The 26061-nt window shown below is 62.1% G+C and carries 22 protein-coding genes and 1 pseudogene; 11 read left to right on the top strand and 12 right to left on the bottom strand.

Annotation, left to right across the window (positions count from 1 at the left end):
- The first annotated feature begins 14 nt into the window (after positions 1 to 14).
- Positions 15 to 215 carry a hypothetical protein gene (locus AC07U4_RS16115; RefSeq protein WP_495196101.1) on the top strand — a complete coding sequence of 67 codons (201 nt, stop codon included), beginning with the start codon at positions 15 to 17 and terminating at the stop codon, positions 213 to 215.
- A gap of 207 nt (positions 216 to 422) precedes the next feature.
- Here the strand turns inward: AC07U4_RS16115 and AC07U4_RS16120 are convergent, their stop codons facing one another.
- Positions 423 to 1139: an IS6 family transposase gene (locus AC07U4_RS16120; RefSeq protein WP_495196187.1), complete on the bottom strand. Its 717-nt coding sequence runs from the start codon at positions 1137 to 1139 to the stop codon at positions 423 to 425.
- 426 nt (positions 1140 to 1565) lie between these two features.
- Between AC07U4_RS16120 and AC07U4_RS16125 the strand changes: the two genes are divergently transcribed.
- Both AC07U4_RS16125 and AC07U4_RS16130 read left to right on the top strand, forming a co-directional pair.
- Positions 1566 to 3056 (top strand): HWE histidine kinase domain-containing protein, encoded by a 1491-nt coding sequence (locus AC07U4_RS16125; RefSeq protein ID WP_495196102.1) that lies wholly within the window; start codon positions 1566 to 1568, stop codon positions 3054 to 3056.
- Between the two features lie 89 nt (positions 3057 to 3145).
- Positions 3146 to 3496 carry a response regulator gene (locus tag AC07U4_RS16130; RefSeq protein WP_495196103.1) on the top strand — a complete coding sequence of 117 codons (351 nt, stop codon included), beginning with the start codon at positions 3146 to 3148 and terminating at the stop codon, positions 3494 to 3496.
- Between the two features lie 3 nt (positions 3497 to 3499).
- On the opposite strand, the gene AC07U4_RS16135 is transcribed toward AC07U4_RS16130, so the two are convergent.
- Together AC07U4_RS16135 and AC07U4_RS16140 are read right to left on the bottom strand one after the other, a co-directional pair.
- A complete protein-coding gene (locus AC07U4_RS16135) occupies positions 3500 to 3706 on the bottom strand; it encodes a helix-hairpin-helix domain-containing protein (protein ID WP_493160801.1) in 207 nt (68 codons plus the stop codon).
- A complete protein-coding gene (locus AC07U4_RS16140) occupies positions 3703 to 4197 on the bottom strand; it encodes a nucleoside deaminase (protein WP_495181471.1) in 495 nt (164 codons plus the stop codon). The genes AC07U4_RS16135 and AC07U4_RS16140 overlap by 4 nt, the downstream gene beginning before the upstream one ends.
- A gap of 233 nt (positions 4198 to 4430) precedes the next feature.
- On the opposite strand from AC07U4_RS16140, the gene AC07U4_RS16145 reads away from it, so the two are divergent.
- From AC07U4_RS16145 to AC07U4_RS16155, 3 genes are all read left to right on the top strand, one after another.
- Positions 4431 to 5579 carry a DUF3182 family protein gene (locus AC07U4_RS16145; RefSeq protein ID WP_495196104.1) on the top strand — a complete coding sequence of 383 codons (1149 nt, stop codon included), beginning with the start codon at positions 4431 to 4433 and terminating at the stop codon, positions 5577 to 5579.
- Positions 5576 to 6334 carry an alpha/beta hydrolase family protein gene (locus tag AC07U4_RS16150; RefSeq protein ID WP_495181469.1) on the top strand — a complete coding sequence of 253 codons (759 nt, stop codon included), beginning with the start codon at positions 5576 to 5578 and terminating at the stop codon, positions 6332 to 6334. Before AC07U4_RS16145 ends, AC07U4_RS16150 begins: the two co-directional genes overlap by 4 nt.
- 118 nt (positions 6335 to 6452) lie before the next feature.
- Positions 6453 to 7808, top strand: a complete 1356-nt coding sequence (locus AC07U4_RS16155) for a dihydrolipoyl dehydrogenase (protein WP_495196105.1) — start codon at positions 6453 to 6455, stop codon at positions 7806 to 7808.
- 204 nt (positions 7809 to 8012) lie between these two features.
- Here the strand turns inward: AC07U4_RS16155 and AC07U4_RS16160 are convergent, their stop codons facing one another.
- The 5 genes and pseudogenes from AC07U4_RS16160 to AC07U4_RS16180 all read right to left on the bottom strand — a co-directional run bounded on the left by AC07U4_RS16160 (position 8013) and on the right by AC07U4_RS16180 (position 13761).
- Entirely contained in the window at positions 8013 to 10337 is a 2325-nt protein-coding gene (locus AC07U4_RS16160) for an SDR family oxidoreductase (protein ID WP_495196188.1), read from the bottom strand.
- Positions 10338 to 10472: 135 nt separating this feature from the next.
- Positions 10473 to 10754, bottom strand: a pseudogene (locus tag AC07U4_RS16165) (trehalase-like domain-containing protein); the annotation flags it as partial.
- A 5-nt stretch (positions 10755 to 10759) separates the two neighbouring features.
- Entirely contained in the window at positions 10760 to 11761 is a 1002-nt protein-coding gene (locus AC07U4_RS16170; protein ID WP_495181467.1) for an SDR family oxidoreductase, read from the bottom strand.
- A gap of 670 nt (positions 11762 to 12431) precedes the next feature.
- Entirely contained in the window at positions 12432 to 12689 is a 258-nt protein-coding gene (locus AC07U4_RS16175; protein WP_495196106.1) for a DUF6894 family protein, read from the bottom strand.
- A gap of 472 nt (positions 12690 to 13161) precedes the next feature.
- Positions 13162 to 13761 carry a Dps family protein gene (locus tag AC07U4_RS16180; RefSeq protein ID WP_495196107.1) on the bottom strand — a complete coding sequence of 200 codons (600 nt, stop codon included), beginning with the start codon at positions 13759 to 13761 and terminating at the stop codon, positions 13162 to 13164.
- 225 nt (positions 13762 to 13986) lie between these two features.
- On the opposite strand from AC07U4_RS16180, the gene AC07U4_RS16185 reads away from it, so the two are divergent.
- The 4 genes from AC07U4_RS16185 to AC07U4_RS16200 all read left to right on the top strand — a co-directional run bounded on the left by AC07U4_RS16185 (position 13987) and on the right by AC07U4_RS16200 (position 20070).
- Positions 13987 to 15333 (top strand): alpha/beta hydrolase, encoded by a 1347-nt coding sequence (locus tag AC07U4_RS16185; RefSeq protein ID WP_495196108.1) that lies wholly within the window; start codon positions 13987 to 13989, stop codon positions 15331 to 15333.
- Positions 15330 to 16868 (top strand): GMC family oxidoreductase, encoded by a 1539-nt coding sequence (locus AC07U4_RS16190; RefSeq protein WP_495196109.1) that lies wholly within the window; start codon positions 15330 to 15332, stop codon positions 16866 to 16868. The genes AC07U4_RS16185 and AC07U4_RS16190 overlap by 4 nt, the downstream gene beginning before the upstream one ends.
- A gap of 10 nt (positions 16869 to 16878) precedes the next feature.
- Complete coding sequence (locus AC07U4_RS16195; RefSeq protein WP_495196110.1) at positions 16879 to 17682, top strand: SDR family NAD(P)-dependent oxidoreductase; 804 nt, start codon at positions 16879 to 16881, stop codon at positions 17680 to 17682.
- Between the two features lie 984 nt (positions 17683 to 18666).
- Positions 18667 to 20070: a hypothetical protein gene (locus tag AC07U4_RS16200; protein ID WP_495196111.1), complete on the top strand. Its 1404-nt coding sequence runs from the start codon at positions 18667 to 18669 to the stop codon at positions 20068 to 20070.
- A gap of 576 nt (positions 20071 to 20646) precedes the next feature.
- Here the strand turns inward: AC07U4_RS16200 and AC07U4_RS16205 are convergent.
- A complete protein-coding gene (locus tag AC07U4_RS16205) occupies positions 20647 to 22152 on the bottom strand; it encodes a S41 family peptidase (RefSeq protein WP_495196112.1) in 1506 nt (501 codons plus the stop codon).
- A 241-nt stretch (positions 22153 to 22393) separates the two neighbouring features.
- Here AC07U4_RS16205 and AC07U4_RS16210 point away from each other — a divergent pair, with 241 nt between their 5' ends.
- On the top strand, positions 22394 to 23590 hold the full coding sequence (locus tag AC07U4_RS16210) for a GGDEF domain-containing protein (protein WP_495196113.1): 1197 nt from the start codon (positions 22394 to 22396) through the stop codon (positions 23588 to 23590).
- A gap of 171 nt (positions 23591 to 23761) precedes the next feature.
- On the opposite strand, the gene AC07U4_RS16215 is transcribed toward AC07U4_RS16210, so the two are convergent.
- From AC07U4_RS16215 to AC07U4_RS16225, 3 genes are all read right to left on the bottom strand, one after another.
- A complete protein-coding gene (locus tag AC07U4_RS16215; RefSeq protein ID WP_495196189.1) occupies positions 23762 to 24220 on the bottom strand; it encodes an SDR family NAD(P)-dependent oxidoreductase in 459 nt (152 codons plus the stop codon).
- A 72-nt stretch (positions 24221 to 24292) separates the two neighbouring features.
- Positions 24293 to 25009 (bottom strand): IS6 family transposase, encoded by a 717-nt coding sequence (locus AC07U4_RS16220; RefSeq protein WP_495196114.1) that lies wholly within the window; start codon positions 25007 to 25009, stop codon positions 24293 to 24295.
- An 80-nt stretch (positions 25010 to 25089) separates the two neighbouring features.
- Positions 25090 to 25776, bottom strand: coding sequence for an HAD-IA family hydrolase (locus tag AC07U4_RS16225; RefSeq protein ID WP_495196115.1), 687 nt, complete (start codon positions 25774 to 25776; stop codon positions 25090 to 25092).
- Positions 25777 to 26061: the final 285 nt, after the last annotated feature.

The following is a 26061-nucleotide window of genomic DNA, read 5'->3' on the forward strand; positions in this document are numbered from 1 at the left end:
CCAAGAGGGGGCATTTGAAGAAAAGCGTTGAAGAAGCGAAGTATGATGAGCAGTTTGGATTGATTACCAGCATCGTGCGTCGAACCGCTGAACGAATCCGGCACGAACTGCTCGCTAAGAATTCTGCTGGGCGCTCGCGGGCTGAGGAAGCCTTGGTCGCGATCATTGCAGCGATCCTCCGCAGCGAGCCGCGAGTCCGCAACCAAATAGGCTGATCTCAGCGGTTGCGGTGCAGGGACATGAGGAGCCGAAGAGAATCATCTCGTTGCAGACGTCCGTCATCGTTCGCCTAAAACCATGCGCTTAACGGTCAGCCAAACGCGGGCGACAAAAGTCCATCGCACTCGATGGATCTTGGCGGAGCTGTCAGTTTAATGCGGACGCGTCTCGGCAGGTTGAAGCTGGTCTTTTGAGGGCAAGCCTCAGCTGACAAGCGCCTGCCACTCCGCCAGCGCGGCGGAGCGTCGCTCTCGATAGGTCTGTCTGTCGATGAGGTGACGTTCCAAGCTGAAGTGGTTGTGGACATTGGCGTGCACTGAGGCGAATTTCTGCAGCGTCTTCATCTGCCGAAACCTGAGCATCGCTCGCTCTCGTCGTCGGAAGGTCAGGTGGCTGTTCTCGACCCGGTTGTTGGCCCAGCGACCCACCTCCTGACGATCACGGCAGCCCAGCTCATTCATCGCCGCGCCGTAGCTGCGCAGGCCGTCGGTGGTGATCTTATCTGGCGAACCATGACGCTTGAGCGCCTTCCTCATGAAGGTCAGCGCTGCCGCCTTGTCACGGGATTTGGTAACGAAGCTTTCCAGCACCTCACCTTCATGATCGACCGCCCGCCACAGGTAGACCATCTCGCCATTCAGCTTCACGTACATCTCGTCCAGATGCCAACGCCAGTGGCGAAAGCCACGCATCCGGCTCACCCGCCGTTGGCGGATATCGCGGGCAAAGAGCGGGCCAAACCTGTTCCACCAAAACCGCACCGTCTCGTGACAGATGTCGATCCCCCGCTCGGACAGCAGGTCCTCTACGTTCCGCAACGAAAGCGGGAAGCGCACGTACATCAGCACGACCAACCGGATCACCTCAGGTGACGAGTTGAAGTAGCGAAACGGGCTGGCGGGCTTGCGCGGGCGGGGCATACCGCCGCCTACCCTCTTCAGATTACCAGCCGGTGCATTTGATTTGACGGAGCCCTCCAGCGGATTGGACGTTTGCGCGATCATTCGGAAACGCTGGGTGGACGCAATCGTCGTGTTCGTCACGGCGAACCCGCTCAAGATTCCTGCGGACTTCGCCGGAGGACATGGCGTGATCCCAAAGCCGTTTTCCCGCACCGGGCTTATCTCCGCAATGCGATACATCGAGGAAGGGGTATGCGATCCCCCGCCCCTGTCGCCCCAGCCCGCCAGCTTTATCGCCGCGCCGGCCTTCGCTGCGCTATGGTCGTGACGAAGACGCATGGCATAGAAGAGCGTCTGCCATCCCCACGGGCGACGCGCGCGCAGCCATGGCATATGCTGTGCAAGATTGCTCGATCAGCGCCTTACCGCTAGGCCGTTCCTATTTTGGATCGCAAGCCGCTTCCTTTCGCGCCAAGCAAACCGTTCGATGCCCCACCTGCGGTGCGCCGGGCATTGGAAGCGTTCACGCGCCGGGTAGATGGCAGTGATCCGTTCGTTGCGGCGTTCGATCATTGCATTACGCCAATGGTCGTCAGTGACCCCACCTTACCTGACAACCCGCTGGTCTACGTCAACCAGGCGTTCGAGCAGCTGACCGGCTTTTCGGCGGCAGAGGTGGTGGGCCGGAACTGCCGTTTCATGCAGGGCCCGCTGACTGACCTAACTGACGTGGATAGCTTGCGTCTTGCGATCGCCCGCCGCGAACGCATCGACATCGATTTGCTCAATCACCGTCGTGACGGTACGCCATTCTGGAACCGGCTGATGGTCGCCCCGGTATTCGATACCGGCGGCATCCTGCGCTATTTCGTTGCGTCGCAGCTCGACGTCACGCTGGAAAGACACCAGTTGCAGCAACTGGAACGCGACCGCGATAACCTGAGTGCCGAAGTCGTCCGACGAGAAGTGGCGCTTGCGGAACGAGAAGCGCGGCTGGCACTCGCCTTGGACGCCGGCGGTCTCGGCACCTGGACGATCGACTTACCGGAGTGGCGGCTCAGCTATTCGACAAGTTGCCTCGCTAACTTCGGGCGGCCCGCCAGCGACGTCCTGTCGATCAACGACGTGCTGGCCTGTGTGCACCCGGACGACCGCGACCTGATGAAGTCATCGCTGAACGCCGCAATTGAACAAGACATTAGATACGATATCGAATACCGCATTCTGACGCCCGAGGGCGAGCAGCGCTGGATCCATTCGCAAGGATCACTGCAGCGGCGGGCCGATGGATCGCCGCTGGCGATATCGGGCTTCTCCAGCAATATCTCGGCACGCAAGTTCGCGGAGGAACAGCGCAGCGTCCTGGCACAGGAGTTGACCCACCGGGTGAAGAACACGCTGGCGACAGTTAGCGCGGTGGTCGGTCAAACACTTCGCGATGCTGAGTCTCTCGAAGGGGCACGCGATGCAGTGTCTGGCAGAATAGCGAGTTTGGCGTCAGCCCACGAGTTGCTGCTAAAGGACGAGATCGAAGGGGCCGTGATCGGTGATATCGTGGGTCGCGTGTTGAGCCCGTTCATGGATCGCGGCGGCAAACGCTTTTCGGCTGACGGTCCTACGATCCGGCTGACGCCCGAGGTGACACTGGCGCTTTCCATGGCACTGCATGAACTGGCGACCAATGCGATCAAATATGGCGCCTTGTCGGTGCCCGATGGCCACGTCGAGATACGTTGGGCAATCAATGGTAGCGCGGCGGAACGTCGGTTCGGCTTCACTTGGGTTGAGGTGGACGGTCCGCCGGTCATACAACCCACCCGCGTAGGATTCGGTACGCGGATGATCGAACGGGTGCTTTCACGGCATGTGAACGGCAAGGCTGAGATTAGATATCTGTCGGAAGGGGTACGCTTTGAAATTGAAGCTCCGATTTAATCAATCCCCGCTTGCGCAGAATAATGGCAGCCAACGGACACATCGGTTGATCCCACTGGTTGAAAGGTAAATTACCCGGGATCACCATCATGTGCCATGTGCTCGTCATCGAGGACGATTTCCTCATCGCCGACCACATCATCCAGTTGATCGGAACGGCGGGCGCGACGTCTTTCGCGCAAGCGGGTTCGCAGGATGAGGCGATCGCCGCGGCACGTTTGCGTCCCCCCGCCTTCATCATGTCAGACGTCATCCTGACCGCCGGCACCGGTCCGGACGCCGTGCGCATGATCATCGCCGAACATGGCGTGACACCGGTCATCTTCGTGACGGGAACGCCGGCAGCGTGTCACCCTTGCCCCGCGCCGATGGTGATCCTGGAGAAGCCGATCAACGAACGTATCCTGAAGGACACGTTCCGTCGCCTCGCACCACATTGAGCTTCACCCGCTACCGACGGTTACCGCGTCATCGAGTGCCTCGGTCATGCTCGTCATCCCAGGCACTTCCGCAAGCTGTCGTAGATCGCTGAACCCGCCGCGCTCTTCGCGATAGCGCACGATCTCGAACCCATGACCCTTGAGAGCGGGCACGGCGTTCAGCTCGTCGGCACTGGCGGTATTGATGTCGACACGGCGTTGGTCGGTCACAGGTTTGCCTGCTCCTCAAGAGGAAGGTCCGCATCGGGGCCATAGTAGAGCGTGGCGCATTCCTCGGCCAGGCAACCGCCCTCGATCACGATGTCGTCGCGATAGGCGTCGGCGATGAACGACACTGTGTCGACGTGCTTCGCCTCGAAGTACATCGGATGCACGTCGCCGCGGCCAGCGCCGTAAACCACCCGGCCGACCTTGGACCAGATCGATGCCATCGTGCACATGCCGCATGGCTGCAACGTCGAGTAGAGCGTGGCGCCGCGAAGCTCGAGTTGGCCGATCCCTTCGCAGGCCCGCCGGATCGCCATCATTTCAGCATGCGCGGTCGCATCAGGCAGTTCGTGCGTCTGATTCCGTTCAGCCGCTACCACCTTGCCATCGAGTACGATCACGCACCCGAGCGGAGAAGTAGAGGGATCCGACCCCTTCGACCGCGCGACTGCGATCGCCTTGCGCATCCATGCCTCGTCCTCTTCTCTCGCCATCGATCTCTCCGTTACGCCAGCTCAACGCAGGATACGGGCGGAAAGACGCGTGCAGATCGTGAAGATCGACGCGCGACAAGGTCGACGCCCGACGCTTCTTTGTTCCGGCCAACCGGCGCGCAATCACAGCAATGCAGATCAATCATAAATATTAAGCGGTCGCAATCGCGGACCATGAACAAGCCGCCTGAATGGACGTTCATCCGGTATAACCCAAGATAAGGCTTGCCGGTATGCTCGACACGATCTCCGTCGTCGCTGAACCATCGTATTCGCCCGCCGCCTTGGGCCATGTGCTGCCGCGATATGGCGGAGTCGCCGCACTCGTCGATCCTGGCGGCCCCTGGGGTCACGAGCATGATCGGTCATCGCGCGATCGGCTGCTCGAACGGATCGCCGCCTATCTCGACACGGACCATCTTCCCGCCAGCGAGGGCGACGCATCGGCATATGGGGTGCTGCTTGTGCCGGGCGACACGCTCAACCAGTCGCAGAGCCGCTACACCACAGAGGGTGTCGAGATATTGGGTGGCGTAGTCCCAGCCATGTTCATCGGCACCAAGGCGATCACGCATCCACTGGTCGACGACGAGGCGGATCGCCCCGCCGCCTGGTCGAGCGTCATGGCCGACATGATGGGCGACGCCGCGCTGACCGGTTTCACCGCGTTCAGCATCCGTGACGCCGCACGGGCCGGCCGCCTGCTTCTTGCCGAGGGCCCCGTCAGGCTGAAGGACGTCTGCGGCAAGGCGGGCCTCGGCCAGACGGTTGTGAATGACGCAACGTCGCTCGATGAAATGCTGATGCAGGAAGATGCCGCGGCATTGGCGCAGTGCGGAATCGTCCTGGAAGCCAATCTGACCGATGTGATCACCTACAGCGTCGGATCGGTGCAGCTGGGCGAGGACAGCATCAGTTATTGGGGCAGCCAGACCCTCACCGTCGATCATCAGGGTCGCGAGGTCTATGGCGGCTCCGACCTGTGCGCAGTCCGCGGCAGCTTCGACGCGCTTGCCGCGCTTGACCTGCCCGCCTCGGTTGTCCGCGCGATCGAATGCGCCGCCACGTTCGATCGTTCCGCGCACCTCGCCTATCCTGACATCCGACTGACGCGGCGTAATTACGACGTCATCGAGGGCACCGATCACGCAGGACTACGCCGTATCGGGGTCCTGGAACAATCCTGGCGCGTCGGCGGCGCGAGCGGTGCAGAGATCGCGGCGTTCGAGGCACTGCGGGACGAACCCGATACGACGTCGGTTCGATGCTCGACCGTCGAGGTCTATGACCTCGTCACTCCACCGGTGGGTGCGATCCTATATTATCAGGGCGACGACCCCGCCGTCGGCCCGATGACCAAATATGCGGTGAGGCTGGCGTGAGCGATCCGGCCAAGATCGATGAAGGCAAGGTATCGTTGCAGGTCGGCGGTCAAACGGTCGCGGGAACTCTGCTGAGCCCGGAGGCTCCGGTACCGGGTTTCCTGTTCATCCACGGCTGGGGTGGCGATCAGGCAGAAGACCTGGGCCATGCCGAAGAACTGGCGCGGCTCGGATGCATTTGCTTCACCTTCGACCTGCGCGGTCATGCCGAAAGCGGCGCAGACAAGGAGCGGATCACGCGGCAGGACAGCCTCGACGACGTGCTCGCCGCCTACGACTATCTGGCCGCCCAACCGCTGATCGATGGTGCTTCGATCGGCGTCGTCGGCACCAGCTACGGCGGTTATCTGGCGATGCTCCTGACGGCACTGCGTCCCGTTCGGTGGCTCGCGATGCGCGTTCCCGCGCTGTATCCCGACGAACATTGGGACACGCCGAAGGCAAAGCTCGATAAGCAGATCGTCCGGACGTATCGGCAGCAGCCGCATGGCGCGGGCGGTGACCGCGCGCTGACCGCCTGCGCCGAGTTCCGCGGTGACGTGCTCATCGTGGAGTCGGAAAGGGACGAACAAATCCCGCGTGAGGCGCTGCTGTCGATGCAGGCGGCGTTTCGCCAGACGAACTCGCTCAGCCATCGGATCATACAGGGCGCGACGCACGCCATGCGAGATGTCCAGCATCAGCGGGTCTATTCCACGCTGCTGACCGGATGGATCGGAGAGATGGTCCGTGCGAGCCGACTGACCTACCGTTGATCCATCGAAGCCGCGGCCTGCCAGGGATGGCGCACGCAAGCGTCCCTTCATCCGCCGGACGACCGCCGCATCCGCAAGGCCTCATGCCAGTCCTGCCCACTTTCCTCGGAGAACGATATTGAACGAGCGCAATTGCGATGTGGCGATCATCGGGGCGGGCACTGCCGGACTGAAAGCCTATAAGGCCGCAGTCGCACGTGGCGGTGATGTGGTGATCGTGGAGCGTGGCGCCGGCGGCTCGACCTGTACCCGGGTCGGCTGCATGCCGTCCAAGTTGCTGCTCGCGGCGGGCCGGGTCGCGCATCAGGCCCGGAATGCTGCCGAATTTGGCATCATCACCGGCCCCGTCGTCGTGGACGCCGGAAAGCTATGGGAACGCGTCCGCCGCGAGCGCGATCGGTTCGTCGCCTCCGTACTGGAGGAATATCATGCCATACCCGCAGACTGCGTGGTTCACGGCAGCGCGCGGTTCGACGGTCCCGACGCGATCGTCGCGGGCGAGATGCGCATCACCGCTGCCAAGGGCATCATCGTCGCTACCGGCGGACATCCGATCATACCCGAGCCGCTCGGCCCCGTGGGCCACCTCGTCCACACGCACGAGACCACCTTCGAGCTGGACGGCTTGCCAAAGGCGATGGCGGTCCTGGGAGCTGGTCCGCTTGGGCTGGAACTCGCGCAGGCCTTCGCCCGCCTTGGCGTCGACATGACCGTCATCGATGACAGCGACATGATCGGCGGACTGCACGATCCCACGACGAACAAAGCGGCGATCGAGGCCCTGTCGAAGGACATGACGCTTGTGCTTGGCGTCGAAGCTTCGGCGACGCTCGATGAGGATGGCAGGGCTCATCTCGGCTGGCCGGGGGGCTCGGTGACCGTGGATTGCATCCTTGCCGCAACCGGCCGCCCGCCCGCGCTGGAAGGCCTGGATCTCGAAAGCACCGGCCTGACGCTCGACGATCATGGCACGCCGCTGTTCGACCAAGCCACCAGACGATGCGGCGACAGCAATATCTTCCTTGCAGGAGATGCCACCGCTTGGCGCCCGGTCCTGCACGAAGCGGCACGGGGCGGACGCGTCGCGGGCGAGGTGGCCATGGGCGGCGGGGCGGCCAAGCCGCTTCCCGCCTTCGCCGTCGCCTTTACCGAGCCAAATCTGGTGGAGGTTGGCGCGCCTTTCGACGCACTTCCGGAGGGCGCACAGATTGGCGAAGCCGCAGTTGCCGACAACGGCAGGGCCGCAGCCGATGGCGACCACTTCGGAATCGTTCGCCTTTATGCCGATGTCGACGGCATGCTGCTCGGCGCATCGATCGTCTCGCCCGACGGCGAACACCTTGGCCATCTGGTCGCCTTGGCGATCGAACAGGGGATGGATGTGACAGCGTTCGAAGATCAGGCTTGGTATCATCCCACCTTGGAGGAACTCCTGCAAACTGCCGCACGGGACATGCTTCGGTCAAAAAGATGAGTTGACCCAGATGCGGTTATTCCAGCCCTCCTGCCCGCTTCCCCACTTTAGACATGCGTTCATGACGTCCTCGGGGCGGCATGAGTTGGCTTGAGGATCGGGATGCTGCAGATGATTTGAAGCGATTTCTCCTCTTTTGGGACAAAGGGTGCCATATAATATTGAAGGCCCCGATCAGTATGGACTGACCGGGGCTTTTCATTGTCAGGCGACGCCAGCACCACCAGTGACGCCATACACCTCCCCGCTAATGTAGCTGCCTTCCTGGCTCGCCAGCAGCACATAGACAGGCGCGATCTCGACAGGCTGACCCGGGCGGCCATACTGGCTTTCCGAACCGAACTTCATCACCGCTTCAGGCGGCTGACCACCGGATGCCTGGAGCGGCGTCCAGAACGGGCCAGGAGCCACGACATTGGCGCGGATGCCCTTCTCCAGCAGCTGCTTGGCGAGCGCCTTGGTGTAGGCGACGATCCCAGCCTTGGTCGTGGCGTAGTCGAGCAGGATCGCGGACGGCTTATAGGCCTGCACCGAGGCGGTGGTGATGACCGAGCCGCCTGCCGGCAGGTGCGGCACGGCCGCCTGTGCGATCCAGTGCATCGCGTAGAGGTTTGTCTTCATGGTCTTGTCGAAATCCTCCGACGTGACCTTCGAGATGTCCTCACGGTTCTGCTGCCGTCCGGCGTTGATGACGAGGATGTCGAGCCCGCCAAGCTTTTCGACAGCCTGCGCCACGAGTGTCTTGCACCACTCCTCGTCGGTGATGTCACCGGGCAGGTCGACGGCGGTGCGCCCCTCTGCCTCGATCAGCTCGATGACCTCGGCCGCGTCGTTCTTCTCGGACTCGAGATACGACAGGGCAACGTCGGCGCCCTCACGTGCGAACGCGATAGCAGCCGCGCGACCGATGCCGCTGTCCGCGCCTGTGATGAGCGCCTTGCGCCCGGCAAGCTTGCCTGAGCCCTTATAGCTCGTTTCGCCATGGTCGGGCACGGGATCCATCTTCGACGCTTCGCCGGGGACGGGCTGCGGCTGTCGCGGGAAAGGCGGCTGCGGGTACTGCGAGCGAGGATCCTGCATAGTCAGACGGTCGGTCATGCTTATCTCCATTGCGATAGAATCAGAGTCAGTTGCAGGCGCTGCCTCGTCCAGGACGGACAGCGCCATGATGTGCGCTAGGTGGCTGAGACCTTGAGGAAGGTTGCCAAGGAACGCGCCACTCGCCGGATCGATCATCTCGGCAAGGATGCCGTGTCCGTGAGACAATGCTTTGTTCAACCTATCGAACCGCTGGCGCGCTTCAGGCCGTTGACCAAGTTCCGCCCGGGCCTCTACCATCCAGAAGGAACAGGCGAGGAAGCACCCTTCTTCCTTTTCCATGCCGGTATAGCGGTAGTGAAAAGCACCGCTGCCGAGCTCACGATCGATCGCATCCATCGTCGCCAGCAGGCGATCATGACCATCAAAGCCGAAGCGGACAGCAAGCGCCAGCGAGGCATCGAGCTTGTCGGTACCCGGGTACATGACGAAGGCCTGCTTCTTCTCCGACCAGCATTCGCCTTCGATCCAGTCCTTGATGCGGTCGCGTTCGCGCGACCAGCGTTCCCGGCACGTGGTCGGTAGCTGACCTTGGTCCGCCAGTTCCACGGCGCGGGCCAGAGCCTGCCAGCAGCTGACCTTGGACATCGTGTAATGCTGCGCCTCCTCCAGCTCCCACATGCCTGCATCGGGCAGACGCCAACGATCAGCACATTCGTCGGCAAGGTGCGAAAGCAGTTCCGCACTCGCGGGGTCGAGGATATTGCCGCAGCCAACGAAGCAGGCGGCCGTCTCGAAAATGTCGCCGTAGACGCCGTGCTGACTTTGATCGGTAGCCTGATTGCCGGTACGAACCGGGGTCGATCCGCGATACCCTGGCATGGCCCATTCTGACACCCCGGGCACGACCTTGCCATCGAGTGTATAAACCACGCGTGTGCCGACGCTGCGAAGCTGATCGAGCAGCCAGCTGAACGCAGCCTTCGCCTCGGCTTCAAGGCCTGCCGTCAGGAACGCCTTGATCGTGTAGCCGGCATCCCTGATCCAGGCGTAGCGATAGTCATAATTCTTGGCTCCGCCGATACCTTCCGGAATCGATGTCGTTGCCGCAGCCGCGATGGCGCCAGATGGTGAATAGAGCAGGAGTTTCAGCGCCAACGCACTGCGCAAGAACGCGTCGCGGTCCTCACCGGTGTAGGCGACGTGCTCGCTCCAGTCCCGCCATTCCTGGTCCGATATATCGATGCGTGCATCAATCTGCTCAATCGTTGGGGCCACCAGCGGCTCGTCACGTCCAGCCACGACCGCGACGGTCTGACGTTCGCCAGCAGCCACCGTTACTTCACCAGTGATGCCTTCGTCGGCCCAGTCACAATGTACCGTGCCGCTGTGAACGAAGAGACCAAGGACGCGCTCGACATGGAAAACCGTATGGCCACCGATCTTCGAGTGGTACGGACTGACCGTATCGCCTCGCCGACCGGGCTTCATAGTCAGGTTAAAGCGGACAGTGCCATCCAGCCCATCGACCCGCCGCGCCAGCTCGGCCCATGGCAGACGCCCCGCCGTGCCACTGTTGAGAGACTCCGTCAGTTTGGCTCGCCCACTCGGCGTCGTAAAGATCGTCTCAAGTACGTTACTACCTGGGCGATACTGGCGCTCGACGGTGAAGGGGCGATCGGGCTGTAGCGTAAAGCACCCACCATTCTCGCCATCGAGTAATCGGTCGAACAATGGAGGCGAGTCCATGTTCGGCACGCACCACCAGTCGATCGATCCATCGGCACCGGACAGTGCGACGGATCGGCCATCCCCAAGCGCGCCATATTGCTCAAGCGGCAGATAGCCGTCCTTGCGAACGCCGAGTTTGATACGCTCATGATGCTGCGGCAGCAGCCGCGCTAGCACCCCGGTCAACGAGAAAGACGCGGCAGCGCGCGTGACGCACCAGCGCCCATTAAAGCCCCCGCACCCAGCAGACCACCCACTACGCCTACCTTCAGCATATCGCGCTGACGGCTCGTGAAGAACTCGCGGCGGCTGCCCTTCGCCCGGTCGGTACTATTTCCGTCGATCTGCGCCGGTCCCGGAACCGCCTCGTCAAGATTGCCAGCGCGATCGGGCATCGGATCGCCCTGCTGCTTGTCGAGCATTCCGGCTGCCTCACGATCGGAGAAGCCTGGTGCGACCGACTGCCCGAGCGCCATCATCAGTGTCGAACGCCCAACCCAGAACTCACGTTGAGGATAGTGCGCTGCGGTCCAAATCGCTTCGGCGCAAAGGCGCGGGTCGAAGAGTGGATCGGGAATGATTTGCTCACGGCCAGTGTGAGTGCGTGCCCAGCTCGTCTGCGGCGTATTAACACCGGGCAGATACACAACGCTGAGCGTAATCTTTGATTTGTCCGAGATCAGCTCCGAGCGCAGCGAGTCCGTAAAGCCGCCCACCGCAGCCTTTGCGCCACAATACGCGGCCTGCAAGGGAGCGGCCCGGATCGCGAGGCCGGACGACACCTGGATGATTGCCCCCTGATCCCGCGTACGCATGTGACGCAGTGCGGCAAGCGTTCCGTAGACCTGCGACAGGTAGGTTGTCCCGGTGACGCGGGCATATTCATCTGACGTTATGTCGTGCGCGCGAGCAACCACCGTCGACATGGCGTTGTTGACCCAGGCGTCGATCGCGCCAAATTCGGCGACCACCTTATCGGCGGCCTCGTCGACGGCTTTCGCATCGGCAACGTCGACTGAGATCGCCAGCACTTTACCGCCATGCTGCTCAAGCATCGTCTTGGCTTCGCCGAGACGTGTCGGGTCCCTTGCGATGATCGCCACCTGCCATCCGCTACGCGCAAAGCGATCCGCAGTTGCGAGGCCGATGCCGGCGCTCGCGCCTGTTACCACAACCGTCTTCATAAGGTTGGTCTCGTTCCTAATTTGAAGCTTGCTCGATCGCTAAACGCCCAAGTGGCGAACTGGTCGCCGCCTTCTGCTTTGCTCTTCAGTTAAATGCGCAGGCTTCGCGATCTTGGATGGATGGACCGACAAGCGGGCGACCGTTGAGTGATCAGGCCGATGAACCAGCCGCCGGTTTTGAGCTGAAACTCAGTCGAACCTCGGACGGTTGCCGCGACCCAGTTCCAGCCATTCGTGGCTGACTTTTGCATCCCCGCATTCCGCCATTCGTTCACCCTGTGGGATTCCGATGACGGCTTGGGGAATCGTCGCCTCGTCTCGCGGCTGGCCTTTAATTGCCAGCAAAGTCTGGCTTACGCAGCTGCGCGTCCAGTCAGATCGTCAGAACGATCTTGCCGCCCCCGCCCTTCTCCAGACGCTCGTGTACGCTCCTAATTTCACTGAGAGGCAGTCGCGCGTTAACCCGTATAGTGAAGCGGCCGTTGCGTACGTCGTCGGCGAACTCGCGGAACTTTGACCGCGACTCGGCCTACTCTACCAAGAGCGCCTGTGGCGATGACCGTCTGTGCGGCGGTCACGCCGGTCGGGAGCCGGACAAGCTGCTCGCTAATCATTAGGGTGCCACCACAGTTGGTTTGCTTTGCAGGAATGGTGCGTCGAAGTCCGCCAGCTATGGGCGGTTACCTTCCAAGCTGCTCCCCGCTGCCGACGATGTAGCATCCAAATCGATGTTCCACAGGATGAGCCCAGTTTCGTCAGTGACGGTGACACTCCAGGGTCGCGAGCCCCAAAAGCTGCGGGGCGCGTCGCGCATCATTCGGCCGCACATGGCAATTGCCTGAGCCTTCGCCTCGTCTGGTGCATCAAACTCCATACCTTCCACGTCGTTCGAACGGCTGTCAGTGTCAGTGTGGAAAAAGAACTTCATTCTACAATCCGAAAGTCGGGCAACATCGCCAGTGGTATCAACCGGTTTCGAACCCGATTGTTGCAACTCTGGATGCGTAGCCGCAACGGTGCCGGCCGCTGTTTGCAGACGACCGGCGCCGGATCGCAGCCGAGCGGATAGCGCGATAACTCAGTCTCCCACGCCGGACTGCGGATATCAACCGCGTCTCGCCCGGATACGGGTCAATTCGAGCCCGCACGAAAAGCGCGCTCGTGGCAGGAGGCAGCCCGCCGCTTGATGGCCTCTAATAGCTTGAATGGATGTCATACTAAGCTGAGTTCTTGCTTCCAAGTATTACATCTCCGGCCCAATCCGTGGCTTCCATGAAACCCAGTTCCGAACATTCCTGCGCTCCGTCGTTGTTCCCAACTTTGGACATCTGTTCATCTCTAATTCGCCTCGTATGGGACGTGGCGCACACGGAGATTACGTGTGCGCCACCCGCTGAGGCTTATGCGTTGGGACGCACCAGCTCGGTTGCCGCAAGATGTTCGGCCAAGAACCAGACTTGCGGCTCGCCGGTGCGAATGATGTTGCTGACCAGCAGATCGTTCGTGCCGTCGTCGCCGGACTCGTCCGCGGCTTCCGCACCTTCATGTGCCTGACGCAGGATGATCTCGTGCGCTTCGAGTAGACGCGCGAGCTGTGAGGGAACATCTTCGCGTCCCTTGGGAGGGCGAGGGATGCGGGTCATCTCGGCCACGTCGGGCGCCATGGCGATGCTGATGCCGCCCAAAGCCATGATCCGCTCCGCAATCATGTCGACCAGGTCGGACTGCTCCTCGAAATGCTTATCGAGCAGTAGATGCAGTTGGTAGAAGGTCGCGCCGGACATTTGCCAATGGTGCTTCTTGTACATGTCGCGCAGAGTGATGGTATCGACCAGAACCTGGTTCAGGATTTCCACGCTCTGGGCACGCGCATTGTCTTCGAGCGCGATCGGTAGGTCTTTCAACGTACCGTACGGCTGGATTTCGCGATAATTGACGGCGTAGCGCGGCTGCGCTTCGTCCGTGGACGCGTTGCTCGCTTTGGGCGGCTTTTTGGCCATGGGGTTCAGCTCCGATATTGCATGAGGATCGTGCGTCCCCACAACAAGGGACCGGCCCGAAGGGTCCTTATCAGGGGGCTGCGGTCCTTTGAAAGCCAGTCGCTGGAGGGCGGGCTCGGCAGGCGCATTGGAACGGTTACCACCGTTCTTTTGGCAACGGGCGCATGGCTTCGGAACTGACCATCCTTTGCAACGTCGGGCATGCAGTTGACTTTGCGAGGCCTGATGACCGGACCGACGTTGGTGTTTCTTCACGCACTTGGTGCAAGCGCGAAAGAGTGGAAGCCTGTTCTCCATTATCTACCAGGGCGTGATTGCGTCGCGCTCGACCTGCCAGGCTTCGGGGCGGCCGCACCATATGGCTATCTGGACGTTGCTGCGATGGCGGATTGGCTGGCGGACGAGATACGGTCTCGCGCTTTGTCTTCGTGCGTGCTCGTCGGCCACAGCATGGGAGGCAAGATCGCAACGCTTGTCGCTGCACGAGCCGCGCGGGGGGAGATCGGATTGTCCGCAATCCTAGGCGTCGTGCTGGTTGCCGCATCGCCCCCCTCGCCCGAACCGATGGACGAGGATCGTCGCGCCGAGATGATCGGCTGGTTCGCGGAAAAGCAGGCATCACACGGCGAAGCCGCAACGTTCGTCGACGCCAACACCGCGGCACGATTGCCGCCCCCCTTACGCGACACGGCGATCGACGACGTACGGCGGTCGAGCCGCGAGGCATGGCTCGGATGGCTGGAACGCGGCAGTCGGGAGGATTGGAGCGCCGAGGCGGGGATCATCTCGATACCTGCCCTGATCCTCGCCGGCGCGGACGATGGCGATCTGGGTGAGGACGCCCAGCATCGGCTCAACCTGCCGCATTACGTGACGGCCGATGTTCAGGTCGTGCAGGGAGCGGCCCATCTTATCCCCTACGAACAGCCGCAGGTGCTCGCCGCGTTGATCGAAGGCCATGTCGCGAACGTCACGCAAGCCGAATTGCCCGCCGATTTCGCGACGCTGCTCGGTTCCGATCGCGTCAGCCGCAGGACCCGCGCCGCCCTGCTGGACCGCCTGCGTCCTCCTGCCCCCGCTGCGATCTGGTCGGCGGAAAACCGCACCATGGCAACGGCTCTGGTCGCGCAGATCCTGCCCGATGCTGACGGCGCGGCCATTCTGGCGGATCGCATCCTGAGCGGCATCGCGGACGGGACCGGGGATGGCTGGCGCTTCGCGATACTGCCGCCCGACCGTGAGGCATGGCAGCGCGGGCTTGCGACGATGGCGGCCTATGGTTTCGCCTCCCTCGACCTCGGCGCGCAGACCCGCTTGCTCGAACGTGTGGCCAACGGCGAGGTCGGCAACCGTGAGGATGAGGCACAGCTCTCTCCCGAACAGATGGCGTTGTGGTTCGAGGACGTGCGCGCCGAAACGGTGCGCATCTGGATGTCGCTGCCGGCGACGATGGCAGCGATCGGCTATGACGGCTTCGCGGTCGGTGGCGATGGTCGCCGCAAGCAGGGATACACGCGCACCGGCGCCAACGACCTGGAAGCCTGGCAACCGTCGGTGGAGCGCGCCTCGTGACGTCGAAACATTACGGCGCGCATGAGGTCGTCGATGCCGTGGTGATCGGCACGGGCGCAGGTGGCGCACCGCTTACCTCCCGGCTGGCGCAGGCAGGCTTGTCGGTGGTGGCGCTGGAGGCGGGCCGACCGTTTCGCCCCGACGACCACGTCGCCGACGAGATCGCCGCCGACATCTACTGGATGGAGGAGCGACTGAGCGGCGGGGCGACCCCGACGGCGTTCGGTTCGAACAATTCGGGGATGGGCGTCGGCGGGTCGACCTTGCACTGGGGCGCCTTTTGCCCCCGCCCCGATCCGCGCGACCTGCAACTGAAGACGATGACCGGTCAGGGTGCCGACTGGCCCATCGATCACGCCGAATTGATCCGCTACATTGCGGAGGTGGAGCAGTTTACCGGCGTATCCGGACCGGACGACTACCCATGGGACGCCACCCGTCGCTATGCCTATCCGCCGGTCGCGCGCAACGCCGCGGCTGACGCAATGGCCCGCGGCTGTGCGGCGGTCGGCATGACCGCCACCGATGCGCCTGCCGCCCTGGTTTCACGCGATCGGGACCAGCCGCACTGGGGGCAGCGTCAGGCCTGCATCAACTGCGGCACCTGCCACCAGGGCTGTCGGACCGCGGCGAAGACCAGCATGGATACGACCTACCTGCCGCTTGCCCTCGCGCATGGGACCGAGATCCGTGCCGGGGCGCGCGTGGTGTCGTTCGAGTTCGACGGCAGCGGACGGATCAGCGCAGTCGTGTATCGACAGGACGGCGAGGAGCATCGCCAGCGTTGTTCGACGGTCTTCCTGTGCGCCGGCGGGGTCGAAACACCGCGGCTGTTGCTCAATCTCGGCATCGCCAATTCAAGCGGCCAGGTCGGCCGCAACTTCATGGCGCATGTCGCGACACAGATCTGGGGCCGGTTCGACGCCGACATGCGGATGAACCGCGGCTATCCTTCATCGCTGATCAGCGAGGACATGATGCGGCCCGGCGATGCGGGCTGCGCGGGCGGCTATCTCATCCAGAGCCTCGGCGTGCTGCCCGTCAACCTCGCCACCGGCCTTGCGCGTGGGGCCGGCATGTGGGGCGAGCGGCTTCAGGCCCTTCTTCGCGGGTACAATCAGATGGCGGGGATCGGGATCAACGGCGAGTGCCTGCCCCATGCCGACAACCGTCTGATGCTCGCCGACGAGGTCGACGCCTACGGCCACCACAAGGCGCGGATCGACTTCAGCTATCACGCCAACGAGCAAGCAATCGACCGTCATGCCCGGCGCACGCTCACTCGGATCTGGGAGGCGGCCGGCGCGAGCGACATCGTCGCGGTCGACCGCTCCGCCCATACGATCGGCACGTGCAGCATGGGGACGGATGGCGACGCCGCTGTGGTCGACTCCGACGGTCGCAGCTTCGATGTGCCAAATCTGCTGATCTGCGACAATTCCGTCTTTCCCAGCGCGCTGGCGGCCAATCCCGCGCTGACCATCATGGCGTTGTCGCTGCGTACCGCCGACCGTTTTCTCGCATCCAGGCATTGAGGAGTTCATCATGGATTTGGGTATCAAGAACCGTATCGCGCTTATCAGTGGCGCGGATTCAGGCATGGGCCGGGAGACGGCACGCCTGCTGCTCGAGGCGGGGGTCCGCGTTGCGATCACCGATCGGCCCGATGGTACGCTGGACGAGGCGATCGCGGACCTCACCTCACTCGGCGAGGTCACCGCCGTCGCGGGCGACGTGACCAATCCCGACGACGTGCGATCGATCTGGGCGCAGGTGCGCGACAGGTTCGGCAACCCGGACATCTACGTCAACGCCGCAGGCGTGACGGGAGCGACGGGTGATTTCCTCGATGTCGACGATGCCGGCTGGCAGGATACGCTCGACATCAACTTGATGGGCGCGGTTCGGATGTGCCGGGAAGCCATTCCGGCAATGCGCGAGAATGGCTGGGGCCGGATCGTCTTGTTCGCCTCCGAAGATGCGGTCCAGCCCTACATCGACGAATTGGCCTATTGCGCGTCCAAGGCAGGTATCCTCGCCCTCGCTAAGGGGCTGTCCAAGGCCTATGGCGGCGAAAACGTACTGGTTAACACCGTTTCGCCCGCGTTCATCGCAACACCAATGACGGACACGATGATGCGCAAACGGGCGGAGGAACGCGGCGAGAGCTTCGATGAGGCGATCGCGAGCTTTCTCGAAGAGGAGCGGCCGGGCATGGTGCTCAAACGGCGCGGGCGGGCCGAAGAGGTGGCCGCAGCGGTCGCTTTCCTGTGCTCCGAGCGGGCGAGTTTTATCAATGGCGCCGGCATCAGAGTCGATTCCGGTTCGGTCTTCACCATCGCCGGGTAACGATCAGCCGCATCGCTGGCGATTGCTGTCGAAAGCCGTCGCGCTGGCGCCGGTGTCCGGCAGAAGAGGCTGTCTGTAACGAAGAGCTGCCTGCATCCGCCGAAGAGATATTTTAACGCCTGACGCGGCTTACCATAGCGCCGGAGCAATCCCGAAAGGAACCCACGGTAGGAAAGCAGCTATTGTTACCCCGTTGCCGCCCCTCCTCGTGACCGCTTTGTCAAAACCCGGTCCAATTGCTCCTTCTTGAACCTGCATTGCATAGACGGAGTTTGGAGAACGTAAGGCGTTCTGCAAACTCCGCGGTTCGAAAGGGCTACAAAAGCCCCACTTGCGGTCATTCAGGGAGCTAGGTGCACCATCCAGAAGCGGACATTCGTTCATCGGCCCGTGCGGGTGGTTTCAAGCTTCATAGTGCCGTTCAATTTCGTCCAACCGGAGTGTGATCGCCCTGCTAGGCAGATGGATTGTTAGTCTCTGCCGCTCCTATTCGTTGAAACGAGCGGCCTTGATCAGCAGATCACGGATGGTGGCGCGACCAACAACCCTGTCACCCCCGAGCCATCCGCTACCAAGGGCGATTTCAGGTGCTAAATGAGGGGGCCATAGGCATCAGGGGAAACAAGCTCGATTATGACGGTGGTGCCCTCTTCGCTCTGATCTCAAGTTCAGTCTAACCTGAGGATCTCGGCTTGGCGACCGGCGGGCGTTTAAACCCAGTTCCGGTCATTCGCCGCCCGTTCTCCGCGCTCCACTTTCGGCCATTCATTCATGTTTGCAGCGAAGGAGTTGCTGAGCTCGGCCTGCCGGCTGCCCCCCGGCTGCCTCAAATCGATCAAGAGACCGGAAGCGGGATCCTTTCTCTAAATCACCAAGGGCAAGACTATCGAAAAACGAAATGCTGTATGCAGTCATTCCAGGCGGGCAACGTTCAGCGGCCATAAAGCTGTCGCCCTCTCCTATCGAGGAGAGGGGGACGAATACATGTTGCTCATAATGGCGATTGCCGCACAGATTGCGACGTCGAAGCCCAAATTGCATGAACCGGCTTCAGCCAGCGTCACACACAGAAATGGCGCTTGGCAGGTGGACTATACGCTTCGCAGCGACACGCGGGGCTGGATCTTCCCTGTGTCTGCGCCAAAGCAGGCCGATCATCGAGCTTGGCGCTCGGAAATTTGGCGGGTTGTGACGCCCGGCGTGCGGATCGAGCGGCACGGGGCTTATGACGTACTAGTCGCCGATCATGGTAGTACGGTTCCCCGAAAAGTCCGGATAACCTTTAGACCGACTAACGCGACGCTGGAACGGGAATACGATCCAGCCATCTCCTTCAGCAACGGCGCGACAGCGCTCTATTCCGACCAGTTCGACCTGGTTCCGATCGATCATCCGGCAACCGTGGACGCGAAAGAGGCAGGACTGTCGGTCCAGGATTTGGGTGGCCGCGCCTTGCCGGTGCGCTTCCATGACTATGCCGGTCCGGTGTTTGTGCAGGGCAAACGGCAAAGGGACCCGATCCTGACCGGGGCGGCCACCTACGTCGTGTTCGGATCTGGGGAGGTACAGACGCTCGGAGGCGTCGCCATGCTCGCCGATCCTGCCTTGCCGGCTTGGTTGAAGACCGACGTATCGCAGTTCGCGCCGCGCGTGGCATCGACCTATGCGGCGCGCCTCGGCGCACGGTCTGATCCGCGGCTACCGTTGCTCATCATGGGCTGGCGCGGCGCGACTCCCGGAAAGGTCATCAACGACGGTGGCGTGCGCCCCGGCGAAATCGTCCTCAATTTCGAGGGCGAGGGCCTGCTGGAGCGGAACGAGCGCGCGGCGCGCCGGACCAGGTGGTTCATCGCGCACGAAATGGCACATTTCTGGCTGGGGTCGGAGGGAGTGACCTACAGCGCGCCATCGGACGCATGGATCACCGAGGGCGGCGCCGAGATGATGGCCTACACGTTGCTGGCCGACGCCGACCGTGAGTATGTGATCGGCGAGCTCCAGCGGGCGGTGGACGATTGCGTGAAGCTCGGCACGAAGCCGATCGCACAAGCTGCCGATCGCCATGAAAGCCGTGCTTTCTACGCCTGCGGGACGGTATTCGCATTGGCGGCATCCGGCGTCGCGCGACGCCACGGCGGTTCCAATTTCGTCGACTTTATCAATCCGCTGCTTACCCGCCATCAGGCCGATCGACGCTTGGGCGGGACAGAGTGGCTCGATTATTTCGATGGTTTGAACGATGACAAACACGCAGGCGATGTCATGCGTGCGATGATCCAGCGGGGGTCGAGCCAACCGCTAAAAGACGTGGAAACGATCCTGAAATCGGGCGACGTCCCGCTGACCGTCACTGGTAACACCCTTATGCTTTCATCAGCGGCAATCTGACGACAGAGACACGCTCCAAGCCTCACTAATATAACGACACGTCCGGAGCAGCCGCTACGTCGGCGCGGGCTTTTTCAATGAGCCGAACGACTTGAATAGACCACTGAAGGGGTAAGTCCTATGATGGCGTTCGCGCTTCTACTTTCGCAGGCTCAGGCGGTACCTCAAGCACCGCCCGAGACGGATATTGTCGTGATCGGCAAGCGACTGGCGGCTTGGCGGGGAAAGGTTGCGACCACCATCGGCGTCACGACGTGCAAGACGACGATATCGACTGGGGACAAAGACGTCGACGACGTGGGATGCACGGCCCTCAAACGATGCTGGTCCGAGTACCGGCCTCAGCTCGCATCCGCCCGGAAACGACATGACGAAGGGGAGATCACAGACGTTCGTGGTCTTGAGGCGGCTTTCGGACAGTGCTTTAAATCGAGTCGGGACGAGTTGGTTGACCAGCTTGTCGCACGTCGACGCGTTCCGTCATCCTGAACTTGCATCCCCGATGACGAACGACCAGCGAGATGATCTGGCCGTCGTCACCGGCATGGCGGAAGGGGCCACCGTGAAAGCGGCAGCTCAACCATGAGACGACAGGATTTGCGCTACCTGCCGGATCATGGTGCGATGATCGGGCTCGAACGGGGGTAGGGATCGTGCGGGTTCGACGCCGATCCCTTCCGCCGAATGCCCATCGGGATCGCGATACTTCTCGGCGGGCAGCGTGAGCGTCCAGCCGTTTGGCAGCGGCTTGCTGAGTTGATCGGACAAAGCTCCTCTCGTCCGGCTGCCGATATGCACCACGTTCGGCAGCGCCCGCATCGCGAGCGTAAACGTCTCACCGGCGCTGACCGTCACGTCGCTGGTCAGTAAAGCGATCCGACCAAGATAGCGGACGCGCTCGGACGGCATGACTTCGAACTGCTGGTAGGGACCGTTCGCACCTATGGCCCTCTTCGAGAAAGCCAGATGGCGCCCGTCGGCGAAACGACCGGCGATACGGAGGCTGATCGCATCGTACCCACCACGATTGTTAGAGACATCCACGATAACGCCGGGAAGCCCCTGAAAGGCAGCAAGCGCCTCGTCCAGCGCGGCGTCCAGCACCTTTGTGCTATTTGGAGGAGCGTCCTTGTCGAACGCGCCCATGGCGACGATGTTGATATAGCCGACCCGCCCGATCGTCCCCCACAGGATGCGGCGGTTGGCGACCTGATGTCCACCGCCATCGAGAAGGGCGGTGATCCCGTCGTGATAGGACTTGGACCAGGCCCGCTCCCGCGCGGCGGGATCGGAACCCAATGCAGAGTCTGCTTGAGCGTTCTTGATGGTTCGGGCTTCGCCACCCTCGAAATCGTGATCAACGCCGTCGATCTTGGCCTCAAGACCGACATGGGCATCGTCGAGGCTCGCCAGCGCCCGGGTGGCACGTTGGAAGAAGGGCAATTCGGGGGGTGAAGCGTCGCTGGTCGCAAGAGCAGCGGTCAATGCATTCAGCGTTAGTCCGCGCCGGCCGAATCCGGGATAGAGGTCAGAGAACGTCGCCGCGATAACCTCTGCTATGTCGTGAGCCGTCCAATCGCGTTTCGTGGTGCAGCGGCGCGGCAACGCATCTATGCGCTCGAAGAAGTAATGGGTCTGATCGGGCGATGCGGCGAATGCAAGATGGGTCCGTCCTGTGACGGACACCAGCCGATAGGCATCGTCGTCGAGGTCGTCGCTGGTCCCGCGATAGCAGAACGCGCCGGCCTCATGGTAGAGTGTACGGGTCCCGCCTCGCACGACGAGGATATGCCCATAGCCGCGCGATCGCCAAACGCCATCGATAACCTTACCGGCCGTCGCTACCGGCACCCACGGCTGCGCCGGAGCAAGGGAAAAGCCCGCTACAGATAACCCCATGCCTCCGACATATTGAATAAATTTGACGACCAATGTCCCCACCATTGCTTTATCTAAAACGCCATAGGCTAGCAGGCTTCTGCCCGTCGATACGATACGATCACCGATTGAGGTGACGCAGGACAATAAGCAAAGACGATGCGACTTACGCTGGCGTCGAGGGGCATTGTCGGACGTCGCCACTCACGAAAGCTCGTGCTTTCAGGTAGCATCCGTCGGGCGGAGAGGACACCTGCTCAGACCCAGAAGCAGACACTGAGCCGGGACGTGCCGCTCGCCAACTTCGGCCGTTCGTTCATCTCAGCCGTTCCACCGATGTCATGCACCCAGCAATGCGGTGAACCTGTCGGATTGACCAAAATTTAACCCCAGAATGGCAAGCATTCGACGCGCTCCCGGGGGGAGGCCCCGGGGAGTAATGTTGATGCCGCATGGTGATGGTGTGCTGCCGCGTTGGGCTGTCACGCGCTGGCTGGTCGAGTGTGCGGGTGAAGTTCCGGCTGAAATCCGCCCTTCACTGGTTCAGGGGTTGTATGGGTCACTCCCGATTTTTCTGGGCGGTGTGTTCAACACCATTCTTGTCTCCTCGATCGTGACGACGCGCCTTCCCACACCCGCGTTCCTGCTTTGGGCAGTGCTCGAAATCGGCTTGGCGGCATTGCGCCTGCCGCTGCTCATTCAAGGGACCCGCGCCGCGAAGAGCGGAGGCCGCGCACCTATCGATCTCTACATATTGGCTGCGGTATGTTGGGCTGCTTCGGTAGGCTATGGCTGCTTTATCACCGTGCTCAGCGGTGATTGGCTCGCTGCAACGCTCGTCGCCCTTTCCGCTGCGGCCATGACCGGGGGCGTGGCGTTCCGGAACTTCGCGGCCCCTCGGCTCGTGATGGTCATGATCCTTCTCAGCCTTGGGCCGTGCGCCATGGCAGGGGTCATATCCGGTGAACCGATCATGCTCGCCACGGCAATCCAGATTCCGATGTACATCTACGCCATGACGCATGCGGCCTATCGTCTGAACGCCATGCTGGTACAGACCATGCGGTCCGAGCGCGAGAACGGACGTCGCGCGCGACATGACACTTTGACAGGCCTGCTGAACCGTGCGGGTCTAGAGGAAGTCGTTGCTCGCCGCGCAGGCACGACTACGGGCGCTACGCTCTTCTATATCGACCTCGACGGTTTCAAGGCGATCAACGACGGGCTCGGCCACGCGGCCGGCGATCAACTTCTCGTCGAAGTCAGCGAGTTGATGAGACGGGCGACCCCTGCAACGGACGTCGTCGCCCGGATGGGAGGCGACGAATTTATCATTCTGGCCGACGAAACGGACGCTGCCACCGCTCGTCAAACCGGACAGCGTCTCATCGACACGCTGTCCAGCACGACATTCTTGTTAAACGAAACCGCGGTGACAGTCGGTGCCAGCGTGGGTATCGCGATGAAATCGGCTGCTCAGTCGGACTTCTCGACCCTGCTCCTTGAGGCGGACAGGGCCCTGTACGATGCAAAACTAAAGGGGCGCTCCTGCGCTGTGCTCGCTCCCGTCTCGTCGCCGAGCCTGTACATCACCTCCGATCAGGGCTTAGACGTCCAATCCGGTAGATCAGCAGCACGCTAAAACGGACACTTATAACGGCCCATCGCGAACGATTCCGCGTTCAAGGGAACCTGCTCCACCAACGCGCGTCCAAAGCTTTTGACCCAGAAACCGTCATTCAGGCGCAGCCGAGCGTCAACCAAAAGCGGACGCTTGTTCATTCGCACGAACAAGCGTCCGCGTGCGCTGTGGCTACCAGGAGACCACGCCTGCATCATCGTAGAACCCGCCGGTCGGGCCGTCGTGGGCCAGCGAGGCAAGGCGGACAGCGATGGCGGCACCCTGCTCTGGGGTGCGAGGGCCAGTGTGTTGATTAAGATCGGTCGCCGTGTAGCCGGGACAGGCGGCATTCACTTTGAAGCCGAACGGCGCCAGCTCCTTAGCGAACGCCACCGTCACGGCGTTCAGAGCGGACTTCGAGCTGTTGTAGCCGAGCAGGTTCGCCTCGCGCGCCATCGGCGCGTCGAAATTCGACGCCCACCCCAGTGAGCCCAGGCTGCTGGACATCATGACAATCCGCGGGGCGGCAGAGACTTTCAGCAGGGGCAGGAAGGCCTGTGTCGCCCGGATCGCGCCAAACACGTTCACCTCGTAGATCGCCCGCACATCCGAAATCCGGTCGTCGCTCGGCGCAACCCAGCCCGTCGATATGCCGGCATGGTGCTGTCAGTCTAATGCGAACCGCTCTCCACACGATGCACTTAGGTCTTTGACGGTCGTAGCCTAGCTAGCGAGCACCTGCCACTCCGCCAGCGCGGCGGAGCGTCGATTCCGGTAGGTCTGTCGATCAACGAGGTGGCGCTCCAAGCTGAAGTGGTTGTGGACGTTGGCGTGAATTGAGGCGAACTTTTGCAGCGTCTTCATCTGCCTGAACCTGAGCATCGCTCGCTCTCGTCGTCGAAACGGCAGGTGCGAATTCTCCGCCCGGTTGTTGACCCAGCGTCCCACCTCCTGCTTGTCGCGGTTGCCGAGCTCGTTCATCGCTGCGCCGTAGGAGCGCAGGCCATCGGTGGTGATCGCTTGTGGAGAGCCGTGGCGCTTGAGTGCCTTCTTCATGAAGGTGAGTGCTGCATCCTTGTCCCTGGTGCGAGTGACGTAGCTCTCGAGCACCTCGCCTTCATGATCCACCGCTCGCCACAGGTAGACCATCTCACCGTTGAGCTTCACGTACATCTCGTCTAGGTGCCAGCGCCAGTGGCGGAACCCCCGCATGCGGCTGATCCGCTGGCGGCGCACCTCGCCTGCCAACAGTGGACCGAACCTGTTCCACCACAGCCTCACTGTCTCATGGCAGATGTCGATCCCGCGCTCGAACAGGAGATCCTCGACGTTGCGTAGCGACAGCGGAAAGCGAACGTACATCAGCACCACCAGCCGGATCACCTCAGGCGATGAGTTGAAGTAGCGGAACGGCGAGACTGGCTTGAGGGCACGAGGCATGACCAAGCCCCTACCCTGCTCGGCTTACCGGCCGGTGCATTTGGTTTGACGGAGCCGCCCATTTTCATGAAGTGGCCGCGCTATCTAAGCATGCCTCTTGTCAGCAGGAGCCCTTCGGCCTCTGCTACGACTGAAAGGCCCTTATAGTCGTGTATCGCCGGATGAGCGTTGCCGATTGGATCGTGATGGGTGAACGTAATTGCGAGGCTGGCCGCGCCCGCGGCGTCCGCAGAGCCGAGGCCCGCCAGGGTGTCTTCGAACACGAGGCAGTCCGAAGCCGCGACCCCCAGCCTTTCCGCGCCGAGGAGGAAACATGCAGGATCCGGTTTGCCGCGCTCCACGTCCTCCGAGGTGACCAGAACCGGCGGAATCTCGATGCCTGCTCGGCGAAGACGGGCCTCGGCAAGCACGCGTGAAGCCGAGGTGACGATCGCCCAGCGCTCTTTCGGAACACTGGCCAGGAAAGCGAATATACCCGGTATCGCCTCCACGCCGTCGGTATCCTCGATTTCTCTTCGCGTGATCCAGGCCGCTTCCGCCACCGGATCAGCGACGCCGAGCGTCTTCATCGTCTCCACCGTCCGGACGCCGTGCATGATGGAGATGACGTGGGCCGGGTCGAAGCCGCGCATCAGCGACCAGCTCGTCCACGCCCGGTTTGCGGAGTCGATGCTGGTGATCAGCGTCCCGTCCATGTCGAACAGGAATGCGGCGAAGTGACGGCCGTCGTGGGGAACGGCGGCAAGAGCGATCTTTGGAATATGCATAGCACGAGATCATACGGACAGCTTGGCGGCGTTCAAAGTCAGGAACATCGTCGAACAGGCGATTGACGCATCTATTGTACCGATCTGACGGATCACGCTCAGCGCGAACCACCATCTAAAAGAGCGCCGGCCATGATCCAATGGAGCGGGCTAGGGTGGGCTGGCCTAAGCGGCTGACATTGGGGTCGATCGGCGCATTGACGAGCAAGCCGTCCGCCTGGACTACTTGATCAAGGCTCACTGGTATAATTCGGTTCTGGCGACCGAGGGACTTCGGAATTGGTG

The sequence above is a fragment of the Sphingomonas sp. GW821-FHT02B09 genome (genome assembly GCF_059421875.1).